The following is a 25,613-nucleotide window of genomic DNA, read 5'->3' as shown; positions in this document are numbered from 1 at the left end:
ATTTTTTATTGATTTTATAAGTCCTAAATTTAAGATTAACATTCTGTTAACAAAAATTTAATTATGTAATAGTAATTTGGTTCTTGTAGACATATTTATTTACAACTAAAAATTTACTTTTGAGATTTGCAGCTATAGACATTGGATCAAATGCAGTTCGCTTACTAATTGCAGATATCTTACGAAAAGATAATAAAATATCTTATACCAAAAATACATTATTGCGTGTTCCATTGCGTCTTGGAGATGATGCTTTTGTGGATAAGAAAATTTCACCAGCTAAGTTTGAGGATATGGTCAAGACGATGCGTGCCTTCAAAGATCTGATCGATGTATACAAAGTAAGCGATTACATCGCCTGTGCAACTTCGGCTATGCGTGATTCTGAGAACGGAGCACAAGTGGTAGCGGCGTGTAAAGAAGTCGGTATTGATATTCGAATAATCGATGGTGGAGTTGAAGCTAAGATTATCTATAATGCTTATCTAAGCGGTATAATGGATAGAGATAAAGCATATTTGTATATAGATGTGGGTGGCGGAAGTACTGAAATATCTTTATTCGCAAATGGAGAATTAAAAGGTTCTCGTTCATTTAACTTGGGTACCATCCGCATTTTGGATAACCAAGATACGCCAGAAACTTGGCAAGATATGCGAACCTGGGTCAAAGAAATCACTAAAGGATATAAAGATATCTATGGGATAGGAACCGGTGGAAATATCAATAAACTATCTAGAATAGCAAATAAGGGAGAAGATAAGCCTTTTAGTTATGCTAAGTTAAGAGCGATCTATGAACATTTGAATTCTTATTCTCTAAAAGATCGTATTTATGACTTGGGATTACGTTCAGATAGAGCTGATGTAATTATACCTGCTGCTGAAATATTTTTAACAATCATGAAGTCTGGTCATCTGAAAAATATTGTGGCTCCCCGTGTCGGTCTGGTGGATGGCATTATTCAGCAATTGGTACAAAAAAATTATACTAAAATATTATCTGACTAGCTCTTGTAAGTATTAAAAAAAGATATATTTTTGTGCCTACAAACACCTAGGTGGCGAAATTGGTAGACGCACCATCTTGAGGGGGTGGCGCTCGCAAGAGCGTGGCAGTTCGAATCTGCTCCTAGGTACAAAGACAGAAAGCGGAAAGTTCAACTTTCCGCTTTTTGCATTATAACTTGTTCGCCCTTACGGTAATCTCCGCAATATCTAAAACCTGTATTTCTTGCTCTTTTTCTTTGACTTTAACTCCATCACGTAACATAGTCATGCAAAATGGACAAGCTGCAGCTACAATATTAGCATTACTTTCGATCACATCTTCAATGCGTTCTACATTGATATCTTTTTTCCCGGATTCTGGTTCTTTAAACATTTGCGCACCACCAGCACCACAGCATAATCCGTTGCTACGGCAACGTTTTAGTTCAACTAAATCAGCATCTAAGGCTTCTAATACTTTTCGAGGAGCTTCATAAACCTCATTTGCACGCCCTAAATAGCAAGGGTCGTGGTAGGTTATTTTTTTTCCTTTGAATTCATTGCCATCACTGGGTTTTAATTTTCCCTCATCAATCAAGGACTGAATTAATTGTGTATGATGAATTACTTCGTAATGCCCACCCAAAGACGGATATTCGTTTTTTAAGGTATTAAAGCAGTGCGGACATGCTGTTACAATTTTTTTTATCTCATAGCCATCCAATACCTGAATATTCATCATAGCTTGCATTTGGAATACAAATTCATTACCTGCACGTTTAGCAGGATCACCTGTGCAGCTTTCTTCCGTTCCCAATATCGCAAATTTAATTCCTACATGATGGAGAATTTTGCAGATATCACGTGTGATACGTTTCGCACGTTCATCAAAAGAACCTGCGCATCCTACCCAAAACAATAAAGCAGGTGATTCGCCATTGGCTAAGAGTTCGGCTACAGTAGGGATATGTAAGTTATTTTCCATGTTTAGCTATTTTAATTTTGAGTCCAATTTGCGCGATCAGCTTGAGCGTATTTCCATGGAGCACCATTATTTTCTAGGTTTCCCAACATATTGTTTATACTTGATGGAGCTTGTGATTCTTCCATGATGGCATATTGGCGTAAGCCCATGATTATTTCCAATGGATTAATATTTACTGGACACTGTTCTACACAGGCATTACAACTTGTACACGCCCATATCTCTTCTCTTCTGATAAAGGAATCTATTAAGGATTTTCCATCGTCAATATATGTTTTATTCTTGTCAATATTCTTTCCTACTTCTTCCAGACGATCACGGGTATCCATCATAATCTTACGCGGTGATAATAATTTCCCCGTAATATTTGCAGGGCAAGCTGCAGTACATCGACCACATTCTGTACACGTGTAAGCATCTAATAGATTTTTCCAAGTTAAGTCTTGTACATCTTTAACCCCGAATCTGCTTACTTCTCCAGAAGGTGGAGGTAGAGACGGGTCTAGCATAGCTTTCACTTCTGCCGTAACAGATTCCATGTTTTCAAATTTGCCTTTAGGATCTAAATTTGAAAAATATGTATTAGGAAATGCTAATAGGATATGTAGATGTTTGGATATCGGCAAGTAGTTCATGAAAGCAAGTACACCGACTATATGAAACCACCAGCTGAATCTTTCGATTAAGATTAAACTAGAAATAGTTTCTGGCAAAAGAGTAACTAAGTATTGACTAATGGGGAAGGAACCTGCTGGTGTATAATGCTCAGCAGGTAATGACTGTAATTTCAAGTCGGCAGCATTCATAAACAAAAATGCACTCATCAATAGTATTTCGGCTATGAGAATATAGTTGGCATCTGTTTTAGGCCAATTGTTCAACTCTGCTTGGTTAAGTCGTTTCAATTTTAGGATGTTTCTTCTAATTAAGAATATTAGGCATGAAATAAGAACAGTAAATGCTAATATTTCAAATGAGGCAATTAAAAAGTCATAAATGCCACCGAAGAAGGATAGGACACGATGGGTACCAAATAAACCATCTACTACAATTTCTATCATCTCAATGTTGATGATAATAAAGCCTACGTATACAAATAAGTGCAATAAAGCTGGGATTGGTCTTTTAAACATTTTTTTCTGTCCAAAAGCTACCAATAACATCGTTTTCATACGAAGGGATGGATTATCAAATCTATTAACTGATTTTCCCAGTCTTATATTTTGATAGATTTTGCTTGCATTTTTATAAAAAAGCAAGAGCGCTGCAATTAATACGATAGCAAATAATAGTTGGCTTATCATAATGTTTATTCAGGTTTATAAACAAATATAACAATCTTGCTAATATTATGCATGCATAATATAATAATTTAGAGCGATTAAAAATTGTAAACAAAAAAAAAGGTGACTTTTATGAGAAGTCACCTTTTGTAGAAAGTTATAAATTTCTTATTTAATACCTAATTTAGCTTTTACGTCTGCTGATACGTCATCACCACCTGCATAATAAACTGCCGCACCAGATCCGATGTCAAAGATATACGCATAACCTTTTTCTTTCGCTACCGCAGTAATTGCATTCATTACTTTTGTTTGGATAGGAGCCATTAATTCTTGTTGTTTCTTACCAACTTCTTCTTGCGCTACTTTTTGTACTTCTTGTACACGAGTTTGCATTTGTTGATATTCTTGACCAATAGCCTGTAATTTGGTTTGTGTTTCTGCTTTGTTTGCTTCACTTTGATTTAACATCAAATCGTTAGCTTCTTTTTCTTTAGCTTGTAGTAAAGCAACCATATCTTGGATTTCTTTCTGTTTTGCATCACTCAAAACTTTCAACTGATCTGTCGCTGTTTTAAAATCCGCTGTTTGTTGAAATATTTCGTCAGCGTTGATATGGCCAATTTTTTGTTGTGCATTTGCAACAGTAGTAGCTGCAAACATACCGATAAATAATACTGCTCCTTTTAATAAATTTTTCATTCTTTTCATTTTAATCTCAATACTTACAAAAGTAATTTTTCTATACTATTTTCTATGTTAATAAATCAGTTTTATTCTTTTATTAATTTGCTTGTAGTAGCGCAGGATTAGGTTTGTAGCCTAATTTTGTGATGATATCATTACTTTTATCTAAAGTAGGATTTACATATAAAAATGTCAACTCACTCCCTTTATTTACGATAAAATCAAAGCCTTGTGCTTTTGCAAAATCTTGAATTGCTTTAGCCACTTTATCTTGAATCGGTTGGAACAATCTTGTTCTTTCTTTTTCCAAATCACCACCATAGCTAAACTTTTGACGTTGCAAATCTTTTACTTGTTTCTCTTTGTTTACAATCTCATCTTCTCGACGTCTACGCATATCCTCACTCAATAAGGAATGATCATTTTGATAAGCCTTATACAATTTTTCAATGTCTGCATATTGGTTATCAATATCGTCTTGCCATTTTTTGGTAAGATCGTCAATTTGTTTTTGGGCTGAAGTATATTCAGGTACGTGTCTCAATATATATTCAGAATCTACATAGGCAAGGCGCTGTGCGAAAGTAGCACTGATGCTCAATGTGAAGAATGTCAAAATAGCAAAAATCTTTTTCATATACTACCAATTACTTTTTCTATAGGACAACAATTATACTAAAAAGTTTAATCTATTAAAAACCTCCCATATTTTGTATAATACTGAAGGTAAAGTTTTGTCTCCACGCATCAGTACGCATTCCTGGAATAGGATCGAATGCATGACCATAGTCAATACCTAACATACCAAAAATCGGTAGGAAGATACGCGCTCCTATACCTGCTGAACGACGCATTTTGAATGGATTGACTTCAGAAAACTTGTTCCAAGTATTACCTGCTTCCGCAAATGCTAAAGCAAATACAGTTGCTTGGTCGTTTAATAAGATTGGGTGACGTAATTCTAATTGATACTTCGCATAGATCGGACTACCAGAATTGATTGCAATATTTTGGTAACCATTACCTGTTGAAGCAGGGATAATTGTTCCATTTGCATAACCTCTCATTGCGATGATTTCAGAACCTTGTAAGAAATCAAATCCTTGCATACCATCACCACCCAGTTTGAAGCGTTCGAATGTAGATGTTTCTGTTCTATTTGTGTAATTACCTAAGTAACCGAATTGTGCTTGAGATTTCAAAATTAATTTACCTGCCACCTTAGTATACCATTGTGAATCAAATTTCCACTTGTGGTATTCAGTCCATTTGTATCTTATTTGGTCAGCATCTGTTTGATAATTAATGTTATTCCAAGCTGAATATGGCGGTGTCAATGAAACCGAGAACTTGATATGCGAACCAGAAGTAGGGTAGATAGGTGCATCAATAGAGTTACGACTAATTTCTTGCGTCAAGTTGATGTTGTACGCTGTACCATCAGAGAACAAGAAGTAGTTACCGTAATTCTGTAATTTATAGCGTTGGAATGATAATGAACTATTGATTTGGAAATAGTTGTCAGGCCATTGCAAACGTTTACCCAAAGAAGCTGTAACTCCAGACATCCAAATACGTTGTAAGTCTCTATCTGCTACCATTTGCTCTCCAGTGTAGTAGTTGAATCCACCGTAAGAAGAATTGGAGGTGTAAGCACTCAAACCAAAGTAAATAGGTTTTTTACCACCTAACCATGGTTCAGAGAAAGAGAAGCTATACGATTGATAACGTTTACCAGAAGTTTGACCACGAATACTTAATTTTTGTCCATCTCCACGAGGAAGAGGTTTCCAAGCATCTTTTTTGAAGAAATTACTTGTGGAGAAGTTGTTAAATGTCAAACCTAACGTACCGATAATTTGTCCAGCACCGTAACCACCCGAAAGTTCTACTTGATCCGATGGCTTCTCAACAACGTTGAAAACAACATCTGTTGTACCTTCGTCATGATTCATTGTAGATGAAGGGATATCAGGTGTGATTTTTTGCTCGTCAAACATACCCAATTGCGAAATTTCGCGGATACTACGCATGATTAACTCTCTCGAATATTTTTGACCTGGTTTTGTATAGATAGAACGCAACACTACACGGTCATTTGTCACGTCATTACCTTTTACGATTACATTGTTGATGGTATATTGCTTACCTTCCGAAATTTGAATTTCAAGGTCTATAGTATCGTTGTAAATTCTTTTGATAATAGGATTAACGTTGAATGTCAAATAACCATCATTTTGATATATGGCACTGATGTCGTCACTATTACGTGTTGGTCCCATCAGTTTGCTCGTTAGTTTTTCTTCAGAATAGACATTTCCTTTTTCAATACCTAAGATTATATTTAATACAGAATCCGTGAATTTGGTATTACCTGTCCAGTCGATATTACCAACATAATATTTAGGACCTTCATACACTTCAATATCGATAGCTACCTCATTGTTATCAAATCTGTATACCGAATCGCGCAAAATCTGTGCATCACGGTAGCCTTTATCTTGAAGTTTGGCAATTAATTTTTCTTTTGCTTCCGCGTATTTGTCGTCTTTGAATTTACCAGGGCCGAAAATACGGAACCATTTACGAGGTTTTACACCTTTAAGGTATTTTGTAAGCTCTTTATCAGTAAAAGTTTCATTTCCGTTGAAATGAACACTATTTACTTTGATCTTCTTGTTTTTCTCCACATCCACTACTACAATTTCATTGTTAGTCTGCGCAGAGTCTTTTACTGTCTGAATTTTTATATCTGGATATAAGAATGATTTTTCGCGTAAAAATTTAGTAATTGTATTTTTAGTAGATTGCAGTAAATTGTCATTTACAATACGACCTGAGTTTGCATTTAATCGTTTGTTGATTTCTTCAGTTTGTGATTTGCTCAATCCATGGATTTCTATACGTGTCAAACGAGGTCTTTCTTGCACACGAATTTCGAAGAAAATATTTTCTCCTTCAACACGTGTTGCCCAAAGTTGTACATCCTCGAAAAGATTTTGAGCCATTAAATCTTTGATCACATTAGAAGTAGCCTCACTAGGAACTTCGATGTATTGTCCTACAGATAATTTAGAGATAGTAATCAATACATCTGTGTCTAGATATTGTGCACCTTGTACGGTCACACCAGCAATGACATAATCTTTTGGTTGTAAATAGCTAAATTCATCGGGATCCGAAAGATTAATAGGACCTTGAACTTGAGCAAAAGTGTTGGACCAAGTGAATAATATAAATGTTAATGTCAGAATGTATAGTTGCTTCATTTAATTCTAATTATGGATGCTAAAGTACATCAAACTGTTGTTAATTTTTGTTAAAAGATAAATTATTAAAAACACGCTTTATACACCGATTAAAGCTGTTCACTGGTCTTTCCAAACCTTCTTTCTCTATTTTGAAAATCGAGAATCGCGCCAAATAAATCTTCTCTTGTGAAGTCGGGCCATAATTTTGGTGAAAACCAAAGTTCGGTATATGCCATTTGCCAAAGTAAGAAGTTGCTAATGCGCTGTTCACCACTTGTACGGATCATCAAATCAGGATCTGGTGTTCCAGCAGTCTGCAAATTAGTACTAAATAGATCATCGTTAATGTCATCAGCATTAATCTCACCATTTGCTACTTTCTGTGCAATAGTTTTTGTTGTTTCTATAATTTCGTTGCGTGAACCATAGCTCAAGGCTAATGTTAAAACACAAGTATCATTGTTTTTTGTTAATTCGATGGTATCTGCCAGTGTCGTTTGACAATTTGTTGGAAGAGTATTTAATGAGCCAATCGCTTTTAAACGTACACCATTTTTTTGGAAGGTTGGGAGTTCTTTGTTCAAAGAGTTTATTAAAAGTTCCATTAAAGCTTGAACCTCCATTTTTGGTCTGTTCCAATTTTCTGACGAAAAGGCATACAAAGTCAAGTGTTTTACACCTACTTCAATAGCTCCTTCTAACACTTCACGTACAGCTGTAACCCCATTTTTGTGTCCAAAAACCCTCAACTTGCCCAATCCTTTTGCCCATCGACCGTTACCATCCATAATTATAGCAATATGCTGAGGTAATTTTGATCTATTTATCTTGTTCTTCAAACTCATTCTCTTATCTTTTTATCCAGCTGTAGCAATTAGGGTCAAATATAGTATATGTCAATGTAATTCCTGCTGTCATATATCCATCTTTCCTTTTGCCATCACCTCGTGCTGTACCAGCATTTATACTCAAATTATTAGATGGATCAGCCAAATATCTCCAATCATTTTGATCAAAGGGTCTGCGTTCACCATCTACACCTACTGTTGCATTAGGAATAACAATGTCTATAGGAACTGATGTAGCATATTCTCTACTGATATTATCTAGATAATCAGTAAATGCAATTCTATACTTTGCTTCTACACCTATAGACCATTCGCTGTTCAATCTATATTTAATACCAATCCCTAAAGGTACGGCTACATTCAAATTATTATATATTTGCGAATTAGAGTTAGCATCATATTCAAGCTTTAGTGGTCTTAGATAAATTTTGTTTTCGTCATAATATATATATGGATTATGTTTAATTACCGCCAATCCAGCAGAAAGATAAGGTGTGATTTTTGATTTATGGCGACTATCAAAATAAGTCAAAAAGTTAAAGTCAATGCTAAGAGCAGCTTCTGTTAGCTGATTTTTAAATTTTAAATTACGAATCTGTTGAAAGTCATTGTCAAAATCTTGGTCATCACCCGAAATCAGTAAATGATTAGCACTTAGTTTTATCCCCCAAGTAGGGTCAAGATTATATTTAACGAAAAGTCCGCCACCTAGATTTTTGAAATATAAAGGACTTGAAGTATTAATATCCCCCATATAACCTGTAACACTGCCATTAGCTCCAATTTCTATGCGTTGCGCATAGATTTCTATCGACAATATGGATAACAGGATTAATATGGTTAAGCGTAAAAAAAACAAAGTCTTTTAATTTGGTTGTAAAGATAAAATTTTTGGAATAATTGTAGTGATTTAAAGTTCAAAACTATATTAATAGTTTCTTACATCAATTCCCCAAAGGAGTTTTTCACGCAATGTGCCAAAATAACTGTCATTTTGTAACCTTATCAAATTGATTTCAAATGGTGCTTTACGAATGGTTATTTCAATATCTGTCGAAAGTGTTTCACTTTTTGAATCACAACTTAAAATATATTTATCTGTTCTACTTTCAATTTTAAGTTGAAGAGTCATATCCGCTGAAACAACTATAGGACGCACATTTAAATTGTGTGGAGAAATAGGTGTAATTACGAAGTTACCACTGCCAGGCATTATAATAGGACCACCACAGCTTAGTGAATATGCAGTGGAACCGGTTGGAGTAGCAATGATCAATCCATCTGCCCAATAAGAATTTAGCAATTCATCATTGATCATAGCATTTACGGTTATCATTGAAGAGGAATCATAACGAAATACCGTAATATCATTCAAAGCAAAATTATCTTTTCCAAAAAGTTCTTGCTGATTACTTTCTACACTTAATAGTGTTCTTTTTTGGATAGTATATTGGTTTTCTACGATTTGACTTAATGCAGATTCGATATTTTCCTTTGGAATATTAGCCAAAAAACCCAATCTACCTAAATTGATACCAGCAATCGGAATACCTGAATCACGAATTACAGATACAGCAGCCAACATAGTACCATCTCCACCCAAACTTAGTAAGAAATCAATATCTTTTGGTAAATCGTGGTGCGCTTCAAAAGTATGGAGATTCGTAGGGCATTTGCTTGTGTTTAAGAGGAAGTCGTAAAATTCTTGGTAAATAACAACCTCTATTTTTTTACTTTCCAAATAATTAAATAACGTCTCAATAAATGGCGTAATAGATGTATTAAATACTCTTCCGAATATGGCAATCTTCTGATGTTGCATTTTAGCAAGTTTGAAATTCACTACAAAGGTGCGAAGAATTGCTTATAAATCTAAATAATTCATCAAAAGGTCGTATCGCTCTTGTATATCGGACTGCGCTCCACCATCTCTAAAAGTCGCCTTTACAACATAATCGTTTCGCCACAACGATGCAATGACTGATGAAATATTAGTTTTGTTGACTTTTATAGTCATCTCGAGTTTAGAACTGTCAGGAATGTGGTGCACTGCTGTACTCAATATAGCGGTGTTTTCTGCTTCAATCATCCTTGCTACGTGAGATAAAGCATTATCTCGTATACCTAATTCTAAAACAATAATAGCTCCTTCGTCATTTCCCAATGTGCTATTTAATGCAACAAGTAATCCTTGTTTAGTCAAAACCCCTTGATAATCGTGAGTTTTATTCAAAATGGGTATGAAGCAATAATCAAATGCAACCATGGTGTGTAATGCATCATAAATATGTTGATAGTCGAATAAATAAACTGATTTAAAAAGTATTTTGATTGTCTCTAAAGTTGCCATAGGATCAATTTGATCCAATAAATGGTCTTCTGTGATGATTCCGTATAGTAAATTATTTTCAACAACAGCCAATTGTTTCAGATGGTTTTCTGTCATTTTATTGAGCGCAAAATCGATGCTGTCTGAAAGCAAAACTTCATGGTAATCAGTAGATATGTATTGTCCTATGAACATAACTATGCTTTATTAAGTTGAACTTTAATTATTGCAAATCGTTTACTAAATATTCAAAAAAAATGGATGAAAAGCAAAATTAAAGGAATAAATATTGTAAATTATATCCATATTAGAGCATATTTTTTTATTTTTACCCGTCGAGATTTGTAGATAAAAACCGTAGCAAATCGTATCATATGGCTGAAGACAAAAAGAAGTTTATACAGGTAAGGGAAGTAATACGAAAAAAAAGTCCGGGATTAGCAAAGTGGATTCCAAGTCCTGTTATTAGTTATCTTGAACGTACTATTCATGAAGATGATATTAATGATATCATGTATAGGTTTCGAGATCTAAAGGGGTTAGACTTTGTTGATGCCTTGATTAATGATTTGGGGGTAGATGTGGTGTTGGAAGGTGCGGAAAATATTCCTCAAGACGAAAGTGTTATCTTTGCGTCAAATCATCCCTTAGGAGGGCTTGATGGAATTGCTTTTATGCAGGCGATTGGACGTGTGCGTCGTGATGTGAAATTTTTAGTTAATGATATTCTTATGAATGTAGTTAACTTAGAGCCTTTATTTGTAGGGGTTAACAAAGTTGGTGGACAAAATAAAAGTGCTGTTTCTGCAATAGAAGAGGCTTATGCTTCTGATCATGCTCTTTTGGTGTTTCCAGCGGGCTTAGTATCACGCAAAGTTAATGGACAAGTAGTGGATTTGGAGTGGAAAAAAAGTTTTATTTCCAAATCAAAAAAATACAAGAAGGATATAATTCCAGTGTATATAGAAGGAAGGAATTCCAATTTCTTTTACAACCTTTCTAATTGGCGAAATCGATTAGGCGTAAAATTTAATTTAGAAATGTTGTATTTAGTGGATGAGTTTTTTGCACAGCGTAATCAACGTGTCATTATTCGTGTAGGGGAGCGTATTCCTTATACAACATTTGATAATTCAAAAAATGAGAAACAGTGGGCTGCAGATGTGAAGCAGTTGGTATACGATTTGAAGACGCAGAAATAATTATATGGAAGAAATTATAGCTCCAGTTGAGAGAGAGTTGATTAAGGCCGAGTTGACTAGAGAAGCTTTTTTACGTTATACTAATAACGGTAATAATGAAGTATATCTTGTTAATTACCATACAGCGCCTAATATTATGCGTGAGATAGGTCGTTTACGTGAAGTTACTTTTAGAGCTGCAGGTGGGGGTACTGGTCAAGCATTGGATATAGATGAGAATGATACGTGTACACACAATTATGATCAGTTAATAGCCTGGAACCCAGAAGACGAAGAAATAATCGCAGGCTACAGAACTATTCGTTGTGACCAATCTGTAGATGAAAATGGGAATATTCATTTATCAACTTCTCACTATTTTGAGTTCTCAGATGAATTTAACAAAGATTATTTACCGTATACGATAGAATTAGGGAGATCTTGGGTTCAACCTAGGTACCAACCATCAATTGATAATCGTAAAGGATTATTTTCCTTGGATAATCTTTGGGATGGTCTAGGTGCTTTAGTTGTTATAAATCCTGATATTAAGTACCTATTTGGAAAAGTGACCATGTATCCTCATTTCAATGAAGAAGCGCGTGATTTGTTGATGTATTTTATGGAAACTTATTTTCCTGATCGCAAGAATCTAGTGAGACCATATGCGCATATCAACTTAGGCTACAAGACAGATATCTCTAAATACATTGGTATATTTGATGGATTGAATTATAAAGATGGTTACAAAATATTAAATAAGCATATCCGAGAATTGGGTGAGAATATTCCGCCTTTGATTAATACATATATGAATCTATCGCCTACAATGTTGACATTTGGCACAGCATTAAATGATGAATTTGGAGAGGTGGAAGAAACAGGTATTTTGATTACGTTGGATGATATTTATTTACCTAAAAAAGAACGTCATATCAGCACGTTTGAGCGAGATAGGTTCTTTGTAGAGAAATAGGTGATTTTAATTATAAAAAATTGGGGTTCAAAATATTTTGAACCCCAATTTTTTATAATATTTTTAAAAGTATCTATTAAAAAGGCGCGTCGTCTGGCATGTCATTCATACGTGATGGCATTGTAATACCCCCACCGCCCATGAAATCGTCGAATGAGGCAGAGGGTGACATTGCTGAGCTGCTGAAAGGAGAATCATTTCCTCCGCCAAATGAATCAGCACCCATTCCGCCAAAGTCTTCATCCAAATCTGTGAATTTCACATATTTACCAACGAATTTTAATGGTACAATGCCCGTTTCACCGTTACGGTGTTTTGCGATGATTACTTCACCTACACCTGCTGTAGAGCGACCTTCTTCATCTTCTGTCAAACCGTAGTATTCTGGACGATATAAGAATAATACCATGTCGGCATCTTGCTCAATAGATCCAGATTCACGTAAATCGGATAACATCGGGCGCTTACTATTTCCTGGACGAGATTCAACGGCACGACTCAACTGTGATAGAGCCAATACTGGCACGTTCAATTCCTTGGCTACTGATTTCAAGGCGCGTGAAATACTACCAATCTCTTGCTCACGGTTACCACCACCTTTTCCTTCTGATTTACCATGCATTAGTTGCAAGTAATCGACGATAACCATTTGAATATCGTGCTGAGCCTTCAGACGACGGCATTTTGCACGGAATTCAAATACGTTTAGAGCAGGGGTGTCATCGATAATAATTGGAGCTTCTGTCAGACGACCAATTCTCGAGTGTAATTGTTGCCATTCGTGATCTGCAAGGTTACCTTTTTTCAGTTTTTCTTGTTCGATTTCGGTTTCACCGGCAATAAGACGATTTACCAACTGTACGGATGACATCTCTAGAGAGAATACAACAACAGGGCGCTGGTGATCGACGGCAGCATTTCGGGCTACAGAAAGTACAAAAGCTGTTTTACCCATTGCAGGACGAGCTGCGATGATGACCAAATCGGATGGTTGCCACCCTGAGGTCATTCTATCCAAAGCCGTTAGACCAGATGGAATACCCGTAAGACCATCAGTACGATCACGTAGTAATTCTAAGTTATTGATGGCTTCACGCATAATGTCGTCCATCTTGCGTGAGTCTCGTCTTAAATTATTTTGAGCTATATCAAAAAGACTTTTTTCGGCGTGATCTAATAAATCGAAAATATCAGAGGTTTCATCGTATGATGAATTGATAATTTCGGTTGATACCTTTATTAATTCACGTTGAATGTATTTTTGAGAAATGATACGTGCATGGTATTCAATGTTCGCTGCGGAAACAACACGATCAGTCAATTGCGTTATATAATATGCACCACCAACCATTTCGAGTGCGCCCATTTTACGCAGTTCAGCTGTTACCGTAAGGATGTCAATAGGTGAAGTCTTTTGAAACAAAGAAAAAATAGCTTCAAATATTTTTTGATGTGCTTCTTTGTAAAAAGAATCAGGCTTCAGAATATCAATAACTTCACTAAGGGCATTTTTTTCCAACATTAAAGCTCCAAGTACTGCTTCTTCCAAATCAATAGCTTGAGGAGGTAACTTTCCTAAACCGCTAATCATATTGTTTAGACTTGTGCGTTTCTTGTTGAAATTAGCCTTGTTAAAATTTGTATTTTGACCTGAAAATTCTTGCTCCATTATCCCGTTGATTATTTCTGTTTTTCAATATATTCACTTGTGTTTTTATACAGGTGAATCATCGTATAACAAAAGTAAGAAAAATACATTCTATAACTATTTATAGTTGTTCACATCCAATTGTGAAGTAATTTTTGGAAATGCATTTTGTCCTATCAAATAACGTTTTATTATTCACATATATTGTGAAGTAAGTGTTAATAGTGTTGTTAATTGTTTGTTAAACAGTCTTTTGTAAAAATGTGGAAAACTCGTTAGTATGTGGATAAGTGAAATTTGGTTGTCGTGTGAATTTGTTCAAGAGGCAATGTGAAGTTAAGTTTTCATTATCAGTATGTTAAGGATAGTTCTTGGTTTAATCGTCGATTTTTTCTTCTTTATACTACATAAAATATATACTATCTTTGTGTTATGTCAAATGAAGCTTCTACACTAAAACCATATAAGTCGAAAGACGGAGGAAAGAAAGAACAAGTCGCAGATATGTTCAATAATATCTCGAAAAAATACGATCTTTTGAATCGTTTGATGACGATGCGAATTGATGTTATATGGCGTAAAAAAGCAATCAAACTACTACAAGCTATTCAACCACAAACTATATTAGATGTGGCTACAGGAACTGGCGACTTTGCTATTGAGTCTATCAAAATATTAAAACCAAAAAAAATAGTTGGGGTAGACATATCAAAAGGTATGTTGGAAGTAGCAAAAGAGAAAATTGTAAAAAAGGGCTTGCAGGATATTTTTGAAGTGCAGCTTGGAGACTCTGAGAATTTGCAGTTTGAAGACCATTCATTTGACGCTGTAACTGTCGCTTTTGGTGTCCGTAATTTTGAAGATTTAGAAAAGGGTCTTTCTGAAATATATCGCGTCTTGAAACCTGGTGGAAAGGCTATAATTTTAGAGTTATCTAATCCTACTGCATTCCCAATTAAGCAGTTTTATAATTTTTACTTTCATAGAATAGTGCCTGCTTATGGAAGGCTGATATCAAAGGATTCAAGTGCATATTCTTATTTGCCAGAGTCGGTAGCAAAATTTCCAGATGGAAAGCGTTTTGCTCAAATCACCGAAAAAGTTGGCTTTAGTTCCACGAATGTGAGGCCGCAAACTTTTGGATTCTGTACTATATACGAAGCTTCGAAATGATAAGATATGGGTTTACTATAATTATATTTTTTTTGCTATCAATAACCTCATTGTTAGCGCAAAAGTTTGTTAGTTTACCTTTTAGTGGTTACGATGAAGATGCTGTTGTTCAAATTGGCTTTCAGTATAATTATATAAATCAAAGTTATCAAATCAAATTAAAGGATAATTGGAAGCAATTGTTTGACGAACTAGATGATGATCCTCAAGATTTGACCTATTTGGATGGGTTGAGATCAATTCGTAATAAAGAAGCTCATGGATTTTCGATTGGAATTCCTGTCGATGTAAAGTGGAATGATAAGCTTTCTATTAATTTTACTCCATCCTTTAATATATTGAATTCAAATTCTATAGAATATGCTTCTATGAATCCTGAGATAAACGCTTTGACACGTAAGACTAAACATATTTTGTCTGATGTTCAAGGAGATAATTTTAATTCATTTGAATTTCCTGTTGTCTTGAAATTTCTTTCAGAAGAGAAGAGAATTTTTAAATCTGATACAAAATATAGAGGGTATATACTTGGAGGTGTTAGACTGACTAGGTGGACGGGAATAATATCGAATTACAATCAACAAAGTACTGAAAAGATTAATAATCGAGCACATACTGAGGTTTTAGTTTTAAAACCTGAATATATGTCATGGGAAGCAGGCTTTGGGTTTGATATTTTTATGTCCTATTTTAAGGTATCACCAGAAGTACGGTTTAGCCAGAGCATACACAATGTTTTGAGCAATAATCATTTTTTATCTAAGGCAAACAAATTTATGGCTCCAATAGATCGCGGACTTATCCGTAATATTTATTTTAGCTTGATATTTCAATAATAAATGAGAACAGTTTTAATTACTGGAGCAAGTTCGGGCATAGGCTTAGCTTGTGCTAACGTATTGGCAAAAGAAGGTTATAGGTTACTATTATGTGCTCGCCGTGAGGATAGATTAGCACAGCTAAAAAAGGAGTTGTTGAAACAATATCCAAATTTGGACGTTCATACTTTTATTTTGGATGTACGAAATAGGGAAGAGGTCGCAGAAGCAATTGCTAATCTTCCAGAAGAATGGAAAAATATTGATGTTCTCATCAATAATGCTGGTTTAAGTCAAGGTTTGGATGCATTGCAAGATGGGGACCTTGATGATTGGGATAGAATGATTGATACGAATGTAAAAGGTCTTTTATATGTGACGAAAGCTGTAACGCCCTTATTGAAGAAAAGTACAAATGCTCATATCGTGAATATTGGTTCAATAGCTGGAAAAGAAGTCTATCCAAACGGAAATGTCTATTGTGCAACAAAACATGCTGTAGATGCGCTAAATAAAGCTATGCGCATTGATTTATTATCTTTTGGTATCAAAGTAACGGCAATCAATCCCGGGATGGTAGAAACTGAATTTTCGGAAGTAAGGTTTCATGGAGATAAAGAACGTGCAAAATCGGTATATACAGGCTTAACCCCTTTGAGTGGTGAAGATATTGCAGAAACCATTGCATTTGTCTTATCTCGACCAGCACATGTTAATATTAATGATTTGCTAATCATGCCTACGGCACAAGCAAATGGAACAATAGTAAATAGAAAATAATCATATTATGTCATTAGAACAAAAAATAAATCAGGATATTAAGGCAGCAATGATTGCCAAAGATGCGGTTCGTTTGAGAGGTTTACGTGCGGTGAAAGCTGCTATTTTATTAGCAAAAACGGAGAAGGCTGGTGTTGACGAATTATCAGAAGATGCTGAAATTAAAGTTTTACAAAAATTGGTAAAACAACGTAAAGAGTCTGGTGAAATCTATAAGGAGCAAGGTCGTGAGGATTTGTTCCAAACAGAATTTGAGGAACAACAAGTAATTGAAGAATATCTTCCGAAGCAATTGTCTCGTGAAGAAATTGAAGTTGTTATTAAAAATATCATTGCTGAAACTGGTGCTGCTGGTATGAAGGATATGGGTAAGGTGATGGGTGCTGCGAATGTACAATTGGCAGGTAAAGCTGATGGCAAAACTATTTCAGAAATTGTAAAATCTAGTTTAGCTTAATTTGTATGAAAGCGACTTGGGTAGTTCGTGAATTTTCCGAATTGACAAGTTTGGAATTATATAAAATTCTTCAGCTTCGTATCAATGTGTTTATGTTGGAGCAAGAATGTTTGTATCCTGAATGCGATAACAAAGATTTGAAAGGAAAGCACTTGATGGGAATTATTAACGAAGAGGTTGTAGCTTATGCGCGCTTACTTCCGCCGCATGTTTCTTATTCTGATGCTTCCATTGGTCGGGTAGTGGTGAATCCGAATGCTCGTCATTTGAAATTGGGAACCGAACTTATGCAAGAGGCTATTTCAGCAATGCGAAAGGTTTTTCCAAATGAAGCTGTTCGGATTAGTGCTCAAGCACATTTGCAAGCTTTCTATGAGAATGTAGGTTTTGTGCGGGTGAGTAAGGAAACTTACTTGGAAGATAATATTCCCCATGTAGAAATGGTGTTAACATAATAAATATAGCCTTTACAATTTGTAAAGGCTATATTTATATTATCCCTCTAATTCCATTATCTCTTCTGCAAGTGCTTCCCAATTTTGTTGTAGTTGGTCAAATTCAGCTTTGGCAGAATTATAATTTCGAGTTGCTTCTTGCAGCTTGAAAGCATCAGAATAAACATCCTCTGAAGCCAAATGTGCTTCTAATTTTTTGACTTCTTGTTCTTTGTCAGCTATTTGCCCTTCCAATTGCGCTAATTCTTTATTCTTTTTCAAAAGTAAACGCTTAGTGTCATCCGAAGGAGCTTGTTTTTGCTTTTTAGGCTCTTCTTTGACTACTTTTTTCTCTTCTCTAACTTCAGGTTTTATGACACGTTTAGCATTCCATTCTTCATACTCTTGATACGTTCCTGGATATTCCTTGATTTCTTTATTTTCGATAAACCAAATTTTGTTAGCGATATTATCCAAGAAATAACGGTCGTGTGAAACCACAATAAAGGTTCCTTCGTATTGTTGCAACGCTTGAATCAAAATGTTCACCGAAGCCATATCCAAGTGGTTGGTTGGCTCATCGAGTACTAAAAAGTTTGCATCCGCTGTTAAAGCTTTCGCTAAGGCTACGCGAGATTTTTCACCACCTGATAGCACTTTAATCTTTTTGAAAGCATCATCTCCTGTGAATAAGAAACAACCCAAAATCGAACGCAATTCAGTTTCACTATGCTTTGGAGCGAATGCTTGCATTTCGGCGATGATAGAATTTTCTAAATGCAGCGCTTCTAATTGATGCTGTGCAAAGAAGGTTTGCGATACATTGTGACCTTTTGTTACGACACCTTCGAAGTTCTTGTCGTCATCAGCCACGATGCGCAATAAGGTTGATTTACCTTTACCATTTGCCCCGATTAATGCAATTTTATCACCTTTTTCGATTAAAGCACTGGTGTTTCGAAGAATTTCCAAATTTGGGTAGGATTTGGAAATATTTTCCAGTGTCACTACATGACGACCCGAAGGTTTTGAAAATTTGAAGCTGAAGTTTACTTCTGGATTGTCGTCATCCACATCTTCTACACGGTCCATGCGTTCCAAGGCTTTGATACGTGATTGCGCCATTTTCGCTTTAGATGCTTTCGCACGGAAACGCTCAATTAATCGTTCTTCTTGCTTGATTTTTGCTTGTTGATTTTTGAATTGTCCTGCTTGAATTTCATTACGTAAAGCTTTCTCCTCCAAATAGAAGCTGTAATTTCCTGCATACAAAGTCAATTTTCCTTTGCGTGATTCAACCGTTTTCTTGATAATTCTATCTAAAAAATACCTGTCGTGAGAAACGATTACAATAGCTCCTTCAAAAGTTTGTAAATAATTTTCCAACCATTTGATAGAAGGTAAGTCCATGTGGTTGGTCGGCTCATCTAATAATAAAATATCAGGTGCTTGCAAAAGTATACGAGCCAACATCACACGCATACGCCATCCTCCAGAGAATGTAGCTAAAGGTCTTTTCTGCTCCTCTTCCGAAAAACCAAGACCTGCTAGAATTTCGTGTGCACGAAATTCGATATTATAACCGTCTAAGGCTTCAAACTCTGTTTGTTTGTCGCTAAGTTTATTCAGTATTTCATCCGAATAATCTGTTTCCAGTTTCTTAAGTAAATTTTCTATTTCCGTGTGAAGCTGATTTTGGCGTTCGAAAGCCTCCATCGCAACATGCAAAATACTTTTTTCAGAATGGTAAGACAATAAATCTTGGTTCAAATAACCAATTTTTAAGTCTTTTGCCATTGAAATGGTACCTGAGGTAGGTGTGTATTGTCCGACGATAAGGCGTAGCAAAGTAGATTTTCCTGTGCCGTTAGCACCGATTAATCCTACTTTATCTCCTGGTTTGATATGCCAGTTCGCTTCGTCGTACAAGGCTCTTGAGCCTATTTCAAATGTTAAGTTATTTATTGATATCATTTCGAGTGCAAAAGTAGTGATTATTTCTGCTTCTTTTCTACCTTTGTAGCTTAGCAAAAGGAATATACCTTCTGTTTATTGGATTAACGATTCATATTTTATAATGTACAAACTAATAAAGCCAATTTTCTTTTCGATGGCGCCCGAAAAAGCGCATCATACTGTTACAAATGGGTTGAAAACTTTTACCAAAATTTGGGGTTCAAAATCCTTATTAAAATCCTTGTATGCGGTTGAGGATTCACGGTTAGAAAGAGAAGTTTTTGGTTTGAAGTTTAAGAATCCTGTAGGATTGGCAGCTGGTTTTGACAAAAACGCAGAGTACATTGAAGATATGTCTAATTTCGGCTTCGGATTTATCGAAATTGGAACAGTTACTCCAAAACCACAGCCTGGAAATGATAAACCTCGTATGTTTCGCTTGGTCAATGACAAAGCTTTAATTAATCGCATGGGATTCAACAACCAAGGTGCGGATGTTGCTGCTGGACGATTGAAATATCTCAAAAATCGTAATGGTGTCATCATTGGCGGCAATATTGGTAAAAATAAAATCACGCCAAACGAAGAGGCAGTAAATGATTATATATACTGTTTCCATGCGTTGTATGATTACGTAGATTATTTCGTCGTGAATGTAAGTTCACCGAATACACCTGGATTACGTGATTTGCAAGAAAAAGGTCCTTTGATGCATATTTTGAATACTTTACAAGATTTGAATGCACAGAAGCCTACAGTAAAACCAATCTTATTAAAAATTGCTCCTGATTTGACTGATTCACAATTAGATGATATTGTAGAAATCGTAACCGAAACTAATATTGCAGGCTTGATAGCGACTAATACTACTATTTCGAGAGAAGGATTGCAATCAGACCCGAATTTAGTCAAGGAAATGGGTGGCGTAAGTGGAAAGCCATTGACAAAACGTTCAACAGAAGTTATAAAATACATTTACCAAAAATCTAATGGTGCTTTCCCAATAATTGGAGTAGGAGGAATTCATTCTGCCGAAGACGCCCTAGACAAATTAAATGCTGGAGCAGCATTAGTTCAAATTTATACAGGTTTTATTTACGAGGGTCCTGCTTTGATTTCAGAAATTTGTAAAGGAATTTTAAAAAGTAAATAACTTTTATTTAAGCCCAGGTAATTTGGGCTTATTTTTTTCTTTTAATATCTCATCTAATATCCCTTTTAACGACATGATCTCCTTGTAGATTAAATTTAAAGATCTGTTAACATATCCATGATTATTATTAATACTGTGTATTAATCCATTATCGTAAAATACCGTAATTTTATAAGTAATGTTGTCAGAAATCATATATTTTGGTAATTTAATAGAAGGGAAATCCGCATAGTTTAATCTTTTCTTAATTAGAGCCCATTTCAGATTGTCAAGGTGAGGTAGAAGATGAATTTCATCAGATTTGTTTCCTTCCCATCCAATAGTATTGTGTTCGTTAATTCGAAAATTATATTGATATGGTCGCCACCATGGGCAACTCATTGACACGATTATACTATCAATAGTATAATCTTTTGGATTAGAATTATATTCGACAAACTCGTTTTCATGGAATGTTAATACATGTTTCACTGGTTTTCCTTGATTGCTCATGCGTTCATGACCAATAGTTTCTATTTCAAATAATTGAATTAAATTCTGATTAGGTGCGACTTTGGGAAAGATAGAATTTTCGCCTAATTCATTGTAAAATAAATTGTAGGACTTGTACGCACTATTTTCATACAGAATCACAAAAACTGTTAAGTGCTTTTCAAAGCCGTAAATTAATAAATCCTTGTGTCCGTCATTATTAAAATCACGGATATAGTAATTAGAATCAATTTGATATTCTTTAATGATATTGTTGGCTGCATTAGGTAAACCAAGCAATTTATCCAATGATGTAAAGTCCATTGTATTTAAGTTCGCAAACTTAAATGCAGGTCTTATAGTTTTAACGAAATCTTGAATTTCTTCAAAAGATTTCAGATTATCAATTTTGTTTTGAGCTGATAGACCTTGTGCTAAATATAGTAGGATTACAAGTAAAATGTATTTCATAATGTTTATAGGTTATATAAATATAAGAATATTTGTTAAAATCTGTTAAGAAAATAATGATACTAATCAGTTTGGCACAGCAATTGAGTGTGATTTTGTAATTCATAATTTAGGTTAATAATTGGTTAGTTAAAAATCCTTCAATCTCCCCGGTTGAAGGATTTTTTAATATTATTTAACAATAAAATCTTGTATTTAGGTATTATTATTGCTAATTTTCATTCAAACAAATAAAAATCATGGTACTATGAAAAGGATTTTACCAATAACTATATTGCTTGGAGGGTTGCTGATGACAGGCTGTGTCAGCAAAAAACAATATGTAGCATTAGACGCTCAATACAAAGATTTAGGACAATTGTATCAAAAAACGCAATTGGAATTGACTGAAAGTAGAGCTAAAGTAAAAAGTCTCGAGGATCAATTGGAATATGAACGTAAGAATAATGCCTCTCTGAAAGAAGCATATGCTAAACTTCAGACAACTTTAGACCAAAGTATAGCACAAAATTCACAAGGAAATGTGAATATTTCCAAGTTGGTGGATGAGATTAATGCATCGAACAAATACATTCAACATTTGGTGAATACCAAAAATAAATCAGATTCATTGAACATGGTGTTGACTAATAATTTGACACGTTCTTTGAGTCGTGAAGAGTTAAAAGATGTGGATGTACAAGTTTTGAAAGGTGTGGTTTATATTTCGTTGTCTGATAATATGCTTTACAAATCAGGTAGTTACGAGGTTTCGGAACAAGCGGGTGAGACATTGAGTAAAATAGCTAAAATAATCCAAGATTACAAAGATTATGAGGTGCTAATCGAGGGTAATACGGATTCTGATCCTATTTCGAAGCCAAACATTCGTAATAACTGGGATTTATCAGCATTACGGGCTTCTTCGGTGGTTCAAGCTCTTCAAAATGTCTATGGCGTGGATCCAAAGCGTTTGACGGCAGGTGGACGTGGAGAGTATAATCCAATTGCAGATAACAGTACTACAGCTGGAAAGGCAAGAAATCGAAGAACACAGATTATTATTACTCCTAAGTTAGATCAATTTATGGAATTGATTGATCAGGCTCCTGAAACTGAATAATTGTTAATATTTGAAGATATAAAAATGAAAGTCTCTGATAATTTTTCAGAGACTTTTATTATAATTTGGCATGATTGTTCGTAACCATGAGTATGTTTAAAATCATTACGTATCAAAATTTGTTAATACTGGGATTGGGAGTATTAATTTCTAGTTGTAGTTCTATATATATGCCTAATGTCCCTGCTACTCCTATGTTTAAAAATACTGGTGAAGTTTATGTTGCAGGACATTTTAACGCTAAAGGTAATGTATCTGGTAATTTAGGAGTTGCGGTTAGTGATCATATTGCTATTATTGCGAATGGCTCGACTGTCAATACGGGGTCTAATAATAACGATTTTTATCGTCAATGGTTGACAGAGGGAGGAATAGGTTATTTTACCACTTTAGGTAAAGAAGGTCGGCAAGTGTTTGAAATGTACGCAGGCTATGGTGTAGGTAATTCGAGAGATTTTGAACAAAGAGCTTCTATTTACGGTTATGAGTTGGTTGAGGCAAGAGAAATGAATTTTGATAAAATATTTTTGCAAGTAAACTACTCATCTACAAGGAAAAAGAAGATAAATATTTTTGGTGATAAAAAGGAATTAAACTATGGAACCGCTATTCGTCTAAGTAGAGTAGGTATGAAAGATTTCTGGATAAATGATGTTGCTTCACCCATGGAGGAAAATTACTTTATTGAGCCATTATTTTATACGAGAATGCAATTGGTTAATGGTCTGCAGCTTCAGTATACGAATGGATTCAATATAGGGTTGAATAATAATGAATATTTAAAAGCAGGGAATTCTGTATTTACATTGGGTCTTGTTTATACATTTGGAAAATAAAATTATATGAAGAGAATAGGATTATTAATAATTGTGGTGTCTGTTATGTTGTTTACAGGGTGTGCGTTAAATCAAAAGGCACAAATAGCCGCATTGGGAAAATTTAATTATGATGTTACGTCAGTTCAAAATATGCGTATAGCTGGTCGAGACATAAACTCTTATCAGACGAATGGAGGAGTATCACTAAGCAATTTGCCTGGTATTGCAATGGCTTTATTGACTAAAGATTTACCTCTAGAAGCAACAGTTAATTTGCAAATGACAAATCCTACATCAACGGTTACGAAGATTAATGAATTTAAATACCTGATTGAGATTGGTGGCAAGCCTTTGTTTGAAGGCTCTGTAAATGAAAATATAAATTTAGCTCAAGGTCAAAGTATGGTCGTCCCTTTAAGTTTTAGAGCGAATTTGTTTAATGCGGCTAAAGAGCAAGGAATGGATAAACTGTTAAGTGATATTTTTACGCGCAAAAGCGATGCTTTCTTAGCTTTGAAAATAAAACCTTCTGTAAAGATTGGTGGTAAAAATTATTTCTATCCAGGTTATATTACCGTAGATAAAGACTTTGGAAAATCAGTTTCTAAGGCTTTGAATAAAGTAGTACAGTAATTGAAAGGACGCTCAGCGTCCTTTTTTGTTAGGAAACTATATTATCATTATACTTCGCTCTCAAACGATATCCTTTCTGTTCAATTTCATGTCTGTTTTTCAATATTAAACTTAAAGACTTACTTTTGGGCGGATATTTTGATATCCCTTTTAGAAATTATCGATGTCAAATTTTGTGGTTATTTTTTTGTGCTTATTATTTGGGTATCTATTTAGATACTTTAAATTAACAAAAAAGGGTGGGCATCTCACTATCAATACTTGGGTGATTTATGTCGGATTGCCTTCAGTTGCCTTAAAATTTATACCACAAATCGATTGGAATTTAGATTATATATATACTGCTGCATTACCATTTGCTACATTTGGACTATCATATGTTTTCTTTAAACTATTAAATATCTGGGCTAAATTTTCCAAACGTACCTTATACACTTTAATCATTGTAGCAGGACTTTCTAACACGTCTTTTATTGGATTTCCGCTTGTAAGCACATATTATGGCGAAGAATTTCTAAAAGTTGCCATTGTAAGTGATCAGGTTACTTTCTTTACATTGTCGTTATTTGGTGTACTTCTTGCCGCTAACGCAAGAGATGTTTTCACAACAAATACGGAAAAGTATAGATATATTTTCAAACGAATAGTAACTTTTCCACCGCTTATCGCTTGTGTAATAGCATTGATTTTTCACAACTACTTAGAAGCAGACGTGATGCAAGGTGTATTTTCTTCATTTGCAGCTACCGTAAGTCCAATGGCTTTATTTTCTATTGGAATGCAATTGAATTTCAAGCGAATCAGCAAAGAATCGAATGCGTTGTATGCAGGATTGCTCTTGAAATTAGGTGTCATTCCAATTTTTGTAATAGTAATATTTTATGCGCTAGGTTTACAGGGGGACTTTTTTAGGGTATCAGCATTTGAAATGACAATGCCTTGTTTAGTTGCCACAAGCATTGTTATTGAAAAGTTTGGATTGAATGTTAAGTTTGCTAATACGCTAATAGGTATTAGTATTCCTATTGGGGTATTTCTATCTTATATTTGGTGTAGTGTAATTAATACACTCTTGTAATCTAATTGTTACCTGTATTATTAGTTTATTAAAATGTATTTCGCTTATCTTAGAATCCGATAACTGTTATAACATTTTAATAAAAAAACAAT

Annotated in this window: 25 protein-coding genes and 1 tRNA gene; 14 read left to right on the top strand and 12 right to left on the bottom strand. The window is 34.8% G+C overall.

What is annotated here, in order from left to right; all coding sequences use genetic code 11:
- Positions 1-119 precede the first annotated feature (119 nt).
- Together GOQ17_RS08410 and GOQ17_RS08405 are read left to right on the top strand one after the other, a co-directional pair.
- On the top strand, positions 120-1,010 hold the full coding sequence (locus GOQ17_RS08410) for a Ppx/GppA phosphatase family protein (protein ID WP_159636881.1): 891 nt from the start codon (positions 120-122) through the stop codon (positions 1,008-1,010).
- A gap of 44 nt (positions 1,011-1,054) precedes the next feature.
- Positions 1,055-1,138, top strand: a tRNA-Leu gene (locus GOQ17_RS08405).
- Positions 1,139-1,179: 41 nt separating this feature from the next.
- Here the strand turns inward: GOQ17_RS08405 and GOQ17_RS08400 are convergent.
- The 9 genes from GOQ17_RS08400 to GOQ17_RS08360 all read right to left on the bottom strand — a co-directional run bounded on the left by GOQ17_RS08400 (position 1,180) and on the right by GOQ17_RS08360 (position 10,567).
- Positions 1,180-1,974: a (Fe-S)-binding protein gene (locus tag GOQ17_RS08400; RefSeq protein ID WP_159636880.1), complete on the bottom strand. Its 795-nt coding sequence runs from the start codon at positions 1,972-1,974 to the stop codon at positions 1,180-1,182.
- 11 nt (positions 1,975-1,985) lie between these two features.
- A complete protein-coding gene (locus tag GOQ17_RS08395; RefSeq protein WP_159636879.1) occupies positions 1,986-3,278 on the bottom strand; it encodes a 4Fe-4S dicluster domain-containing protein in 1,293 nt (430 codons plus the stop codon).
- A 147-nt stretch (positions 3,279-3,425) separates the two neighbouring features.
- Positions 3,426-3,959, bottom strand: coding sequence for an OmpH/Skp family outer membrane protein (locus tag GOQ17_RS08390; RefSeq protein WP_159636878.1), 534 nt, complete (start codon positions 3,957-3,959; stop codon positions 3,426-3,428).
- 82 nt (positions 3,960-4,041) lie between these two features.
- Positions 4,042-4,581 (bottom strand): OmpH/Skp family outer membrane protein, encoded by a 540-nt coding sequence (locus tag GOQ17_RS08385; RefSeq protein WP_159636877.1) that lies wholly within the window; start codon positions 4,579-4,581, stop codon positions 4,042-4,044.
- A 55-nt stretch (positions 4,582-4,636) separates the two neighbouring features.
- Positions 4,637-7,213, bottom strand: coding sequence for an outer membrane protein assembly factor BamA (bamA, locus tag GOQ17_RS08380; RefSeq protein WP_159636876.1), 2,577 nt, complete (start codon positions 7,211-7,213; stop codon positions 4,637-4,639).
- Between the two features lie 89 nt (positions 7,214-7,302).
- Complete coding sequence (gene uppS / locus GOQ17_RS08375) at positions 7,303-8,040, bottom strand: undecaprenyl pyrophosphate synthase (protein WP_159636875.1); 738 nt, start codon at positions 8,038-8,040, stop codon at positions 7,303-7,305.
- Between the two features lie 4 nt (positions 8,041-8,044).
- Positions 8,045-8,902, bottom strand: coding sequence for a type IX secretion system protein PorG (gene porG / locus GOQ17_RS08370; RefSeq protein ID WP_262885580.1), 858 nt, complete (start codon positions 8,900-8,902; stop codon positions 8,045-8,047).
- A gap of 69 nt (positions 8,903-8,971) precedes the next feature.
- Positions 8,972-9,865 carry an NAD kinase gene (locus tag GOQ17_RS08365; RefSeq protein ID WP_159636872.1) on the bottom strand — a complete coding sequence of 298 codons (894 nt, stop codon included), beginning with the start codon at positions 9,863-9,865 and terminating at the stop codon, positions 8,972-8,974.
- Between the two features lie 42 nt (positions 9,866-9,907).
- Positions 9,908-10,567: a CBS domain-containing protein gene (locus GOQ17_RS08360; protein WP_159636871.1), complete on the bottom strand. Its 660-nt coding sequence runs from the start codon at positions 10,565-10,567 to the stop codon at positions 9,908-9,910.
- A 179-nt stretch (positions 10,568-10,746) separates the two neighbouring features.
- Here GOQ17_RS08360 and glsA point away from each other — a divergent pair, with 179 nt between their 5' ends.
- A complete protein-coding gene (glsA, locus tag GOQ17_RS08355; RefSeq protein ID WP_159636870.1) occupies positions 10,747-11,574 on the top strand; it encodes a lyso-glycine lipid O-acyltransferase GlsA in 828 nt (275 codons plus the stop codon).
- Positions 11,575-11,578: 4 nt separating this feature from the next.
- Complete coding sequence (glsB, locus tag GOQ17_RS08350; protein ID WP_159636869.1) at positions 11,579-12,529, top strand: glycine N(alpha)-acyltransferase GlsB; 951 nt, start codon at positions 11,579-11,581, stop codon at positions 12,527-12,529.
- Positions 12,530-12,605: 76 nt separating this feature from the next.
- Here glsB and dnaB read toward each other — a convergent pair whose 3' ends face one another.
- Entirely contained in the window at positions 12,606-14,198 is a 1,593-nt protein-coding gene (dnaB, locus tag GOQ17_RS08345; protein ID WP_159636868.1) for a replicative DNA helicase, read from the bottom strand.
- A 411-nt stretch (positions 14,199-14,609) separates the two neighbouring features.
- Between dnaB and ubiE the strand changes: the two genes are divergently transcribed.
- From ubiE to GOQ17_RS08320, 5 genes are read left to right on the top strand one after another with little or no spacing between them, the layout of a single operon-like run.
- Positions 14,610-15,350: a bifunctional demethylmenaquinone methyltransferase/2-methoxy-6-polyprenyl-1,4-benzoquinol methylase UbiE gene (gene ubiE / locus GOQ17_RS08340; RefSeq protein ID WP_159636866.1), complete on the top strand. Its 741-nt coding sequence runs from the start codon at positions 14,610-14,612 to the stop codon at positions 15,348-15,350.
- A gap of 32 nt (positions 15,351-15,382) precedes the next feature.
- Positions 15,383-16,186 (top strand): PorT, encoded by an 804-nt coding sequence (locus GOQ17_RS08335; protein ID WP_159636865.1) that lies wholly within the window; start codon positions 15,383-15,385, stop codon positions 16,184-16,186.
- A 3-nt stretch (positions 16,187-16,189) separates the two neighbouring features.
- Positions 16,190-16,948, top strand: coding sequence for an SDR family oxidoreductase (locus GOQ17_RS08330; RefSeq protein ID WP_159636864.1), 759 nt, complete (start codon positions 16,190-16,192; stop codon positions 16,946-16,948).
- A 7-nt stretch (positions 16,949-16,955) separates the two neighbouring features.
- A complete protein-coding gene (locus tag GOQ17_RS08325) occupies positions 16,956-17,405 on the top strand; it encodes a GatB/YqeY domain-containing protein (RefSeq protein WP_159636863.1) in 450 nt (149 codons plus the stop codon).
- Between the two features lie 5 nt (positions 17,406-17,410).
- Positions 17,411-17,860, top strand: coding sequence for a GNAT family N-acetyltransferase (locus tag GOQ17_RS08320; RefSeq protein WP_159636862.1), 450 nt, complete (start codon positions 17,411-17,413; stop codon positions 17,858-17,860).
- A 39-nt stretch (positions 17,861-17,899) separates the two neighbouring features.
- On the opposite strand, the gene GOQ17_RS08315 is transcribed toward GOQ17_RS08320, so the two are convergent.
- The gene (locus GOQ17_RS08315; protein WP_159636861.1) at positions 17,900-19,813 is read right to left on the bottom strand and encodes an ABC-F family ATP-binding cassette domain-containing protein; all 1,914 of its coding nucleotides are present in this window, start codon (positions 19,811-19,813) and stop codon (positions 17,900-17,902) included.
- 103 nt (positions 19,814-19,916) lie between these two features.
- Between GOQ17_RS08315 and GOQ17_RS08310 the strand changes: the two genes are divergently transcribed.
- On the top strand, positions 19,917-20,948 hold the full coding sequence (locus GOQ17_RS08310; RefSeq protein ID WP_159636860.1) for a quinone-dependent dihydroorotate dehydrogenase: 1,032 nt from the start codon (positions 19,917-19,919) through the stop codon (positions 20,946-20,948).
- 3 nt (positions 20,949-20,951) lie between these two features.
- Here the strand turns inward: GOQ17_RS08310 and GOQ17_RS08305 are convergent, their stop codons facing one another.
- Positions 20,952-21,890 (bottom strand): hypothetical protein, encoded by a 939-nt coding sequence (locus GOQ17_RS08305; RefSeq protein WP_159636859.1) that lies wholly within the window; start codon positions 21,888-21,890, stop codon positions 20,952-20,954.
- A 247-nt stretch (positions 21,891-22,137) separates the two neighbouring features.
- Here GOQ17_RS08305 and GOQ17_RS08300 point away from each other — a divergent pair, with 247 nt between their 5' ends.
- The 4 genes from GOQ17_RS08300 to GOQ17_RS08285 all read left to right on the top strand — a co-directional run bounded on the left by GOQ17_RS08300 (position 22,138) and on the right by GOQ17_RS08285 (position 25,521).
- Complete coding sequence (locus GOQ17_RS08300) at positions 22,138-22,992, top strand: OmpA family protein (protein ID WP_159636858.1); 855 nt, start codon at positions 22,138-22,140, stop codon at positions 22,990-22,992.
- 86 nt (positions 22,993-23,078) lie between these two features.
- Complete coding sequence (locus GOQ17_RS08295; protein WP_236537101.1) at positions 23,079-23,828, top strand: hypothetical protein; 750 nt, start codon at positions 23,079-23,081, stop codon at positions 23,826-23,828.
- Positions 23,829-23,834: 6 nt separating this feature from the next.
- Positions 23,835-24,443, top strand: a complete 609-nt coding sequence (locus tag GOQ17_RS08290) for a hypothetical protein (protein WP_159636857.1) — start codon at positions 23,835-23,837, stop codon at positions 24,441-24,443.
- Between the two features lie 163 nt (positions 24,444-24,606).
- The gene (locus GOQ17_RS08285) at positions 24,607-25,521 is read left to right on the top strand and encodes an AEC family transporter (protein WP_159636856.1); all 915 of its coding nucleotides are present in this window, start codon (positions 24,607-24,609) and stop codon (positions 25,519-25,521) included.
- Positions 25,522-25,613 lie beyond the last annotated feature (92 nt).

The sequence above is a fragment of the Sphingobacterium composti genome (genome assembly GCF_009829075.1).
In the GTDB taxonomy this organism is placed as follows: Bacteria; Bacteroidota; Bacteroidia; order Sphingobacteriales; family Sphingobacteriaceae; genus Sphingobacterium; species Sphingobacterium composti.
This window is presented reverse-complemented; position numbering and strand designations above follow the sequence as displayed.

Bases quoted from the DNA above. Each gene is read 5' to 3' on its own strand.
- GOQ17_RS08400 (WP_159636880.1), bottom strand. From the start codon at position 1,974: ATGGAAAATAACTTACATATCCCTACTGTAGCCGAACTCTTAGCCAAT.
- GOQ17_RS08395 (WP_159636879.1), bottom strand. From the start codon at position 3,278: ATGATAAGCCAACTATTATTTGCTATCGTATTAATTGCAGCGCTCTTG.
- GOQ17_RS08390 (WP_159636878.1), bottom strand. From the start codon at position 3,959: ATGAAAAATTTATTAAAAGGAGCAGTATTATTTATCGGTATGTTTGCA.
- GOQ17_RS08385 (WP_159636877.1), bottom strand. From the start codon at position 4,581: ATGAAAAAGATTTTTGCTATTTTGACATTCTTCACATTGAGCATCAGT.
- bamA (WP_159636876.1), bottom strand. From the start codon at position 7,213: ATGAAGCAACTATACATTCTGACATTAACATTTATATTATTCACTTGG.
- uppS (WP_159636875.1), bottom strand. From the start codon at position 8,040: ATGAGTTTGAAGAACAAGATAAATAGATCAAAATTACCTCAGCATATT.
- GOQ17_RS08365 (WP_159636872.1), bottom strand. From the start codon at position 9,865: ATGCAACATCAGAAGATTGCCATATTCGGAAGAGTATTTAATACATCT.
- GOQ17_RS08360 (WP_159636871.1), bottom strand. From the start codon at position 10,567: ATGTTCATAGGACAATACATATCTACTGATTACCATGAAGTTTTGCTT.
- glsA (WP_159636870.1), top strand. From the start codon at position 10,747: ATGGCTGAAGACAAAAAGAAGTTTATACAGGTAAGGGAAGTAATACGA.
- glsB (WP_159636869.1), top strand. From the start codon at position 11,579: ATGGAAGAAATTATAGCTCCAGTTGAGAGAGAGTTGATTAAGGCCGAG.
- dnaB (WP_159636868.1), bottom strand. From the start codon at position 14,198: ATGGAGCAAGAATTTTCAGGTCAAAATACAAATTTTAACAAGGCTAAT.
- ubiE (WP_159636866.1), top strand. From the start codon at position 14,610: ATGTCAAATGAAGCTTCTACACTAAAACCATATAAGTCGAAAGACGGA.
- GOQ17_RS08330 (WP_159636864.1), top strand. From the start codon at position 16,190: ATGAGAACAGTTTTAATTACTGGAGCAAGTTCGGGCATAGGCTTAGCT.
- GOQ17_RS08325 (WP_159636863.1), top strand. From the start codon at position 16,956: ATGTCATTAGAACAAAAAATAAATCAGGATATTAAGGCAGCAATGATT.
- GOQ17_RS08320 (WP_159636862.1), top strand. From the start codon at position 17,411: ATGAAAGCGACTTGGGTAGTTCGTGAATTTTCCGAATTGACAAGTTTG.
- GOQ17_RS08315 (WP_159636861.1), bottom strand. From the start codon at position 19,813: ATGATATCAATAAATAACTTAACATTTGAAATAGGCTCAAGAGCCTTG.
- GOQ17_RS08310 (WP_159636860.1), top strand. From the start codon at position 19,917: ATGTACAAACTAATAAAGCCAATTTTCTTTTCGATGGCGCCCGAAAAA.
- GOQ17_RS08305 (WP_159636859.1), bottom strand. From the start codon at position 21,890: ATGAAATACATTTTACTTGTAATCCTACTATATTTAGCACAAGGTCTA.
- GOQ17_RS08300 (WP_159636858.1), top strand. From the start codon at position 22,138: ATGAAAAGGATTTTACCAATAACTATATTGCTTGGAGGGTTGCTGATG.
- GOQ17_RS08295 (WP_236537101.1), top strand. From the start codon at position 23,079: ATGAGTATGTTTAAAATCATTACGTATCAAAATTTGTTAATACTGGGA.
- GOQ17_RS08290 (WP_159636857.1), top strand. From the start codon at position 23,835: ATGAAGAGAATAGGATTATTAATAATTGTGGTGTCTGTTATGTTGTTT.
- GOQ17_RS08285 (WP_159636856.1), top strand. From the start codon at position 24,607: ATGTCAAATTTTGTGGTTATTTTTTTGTGCTTATTATTTGGGTATCTA.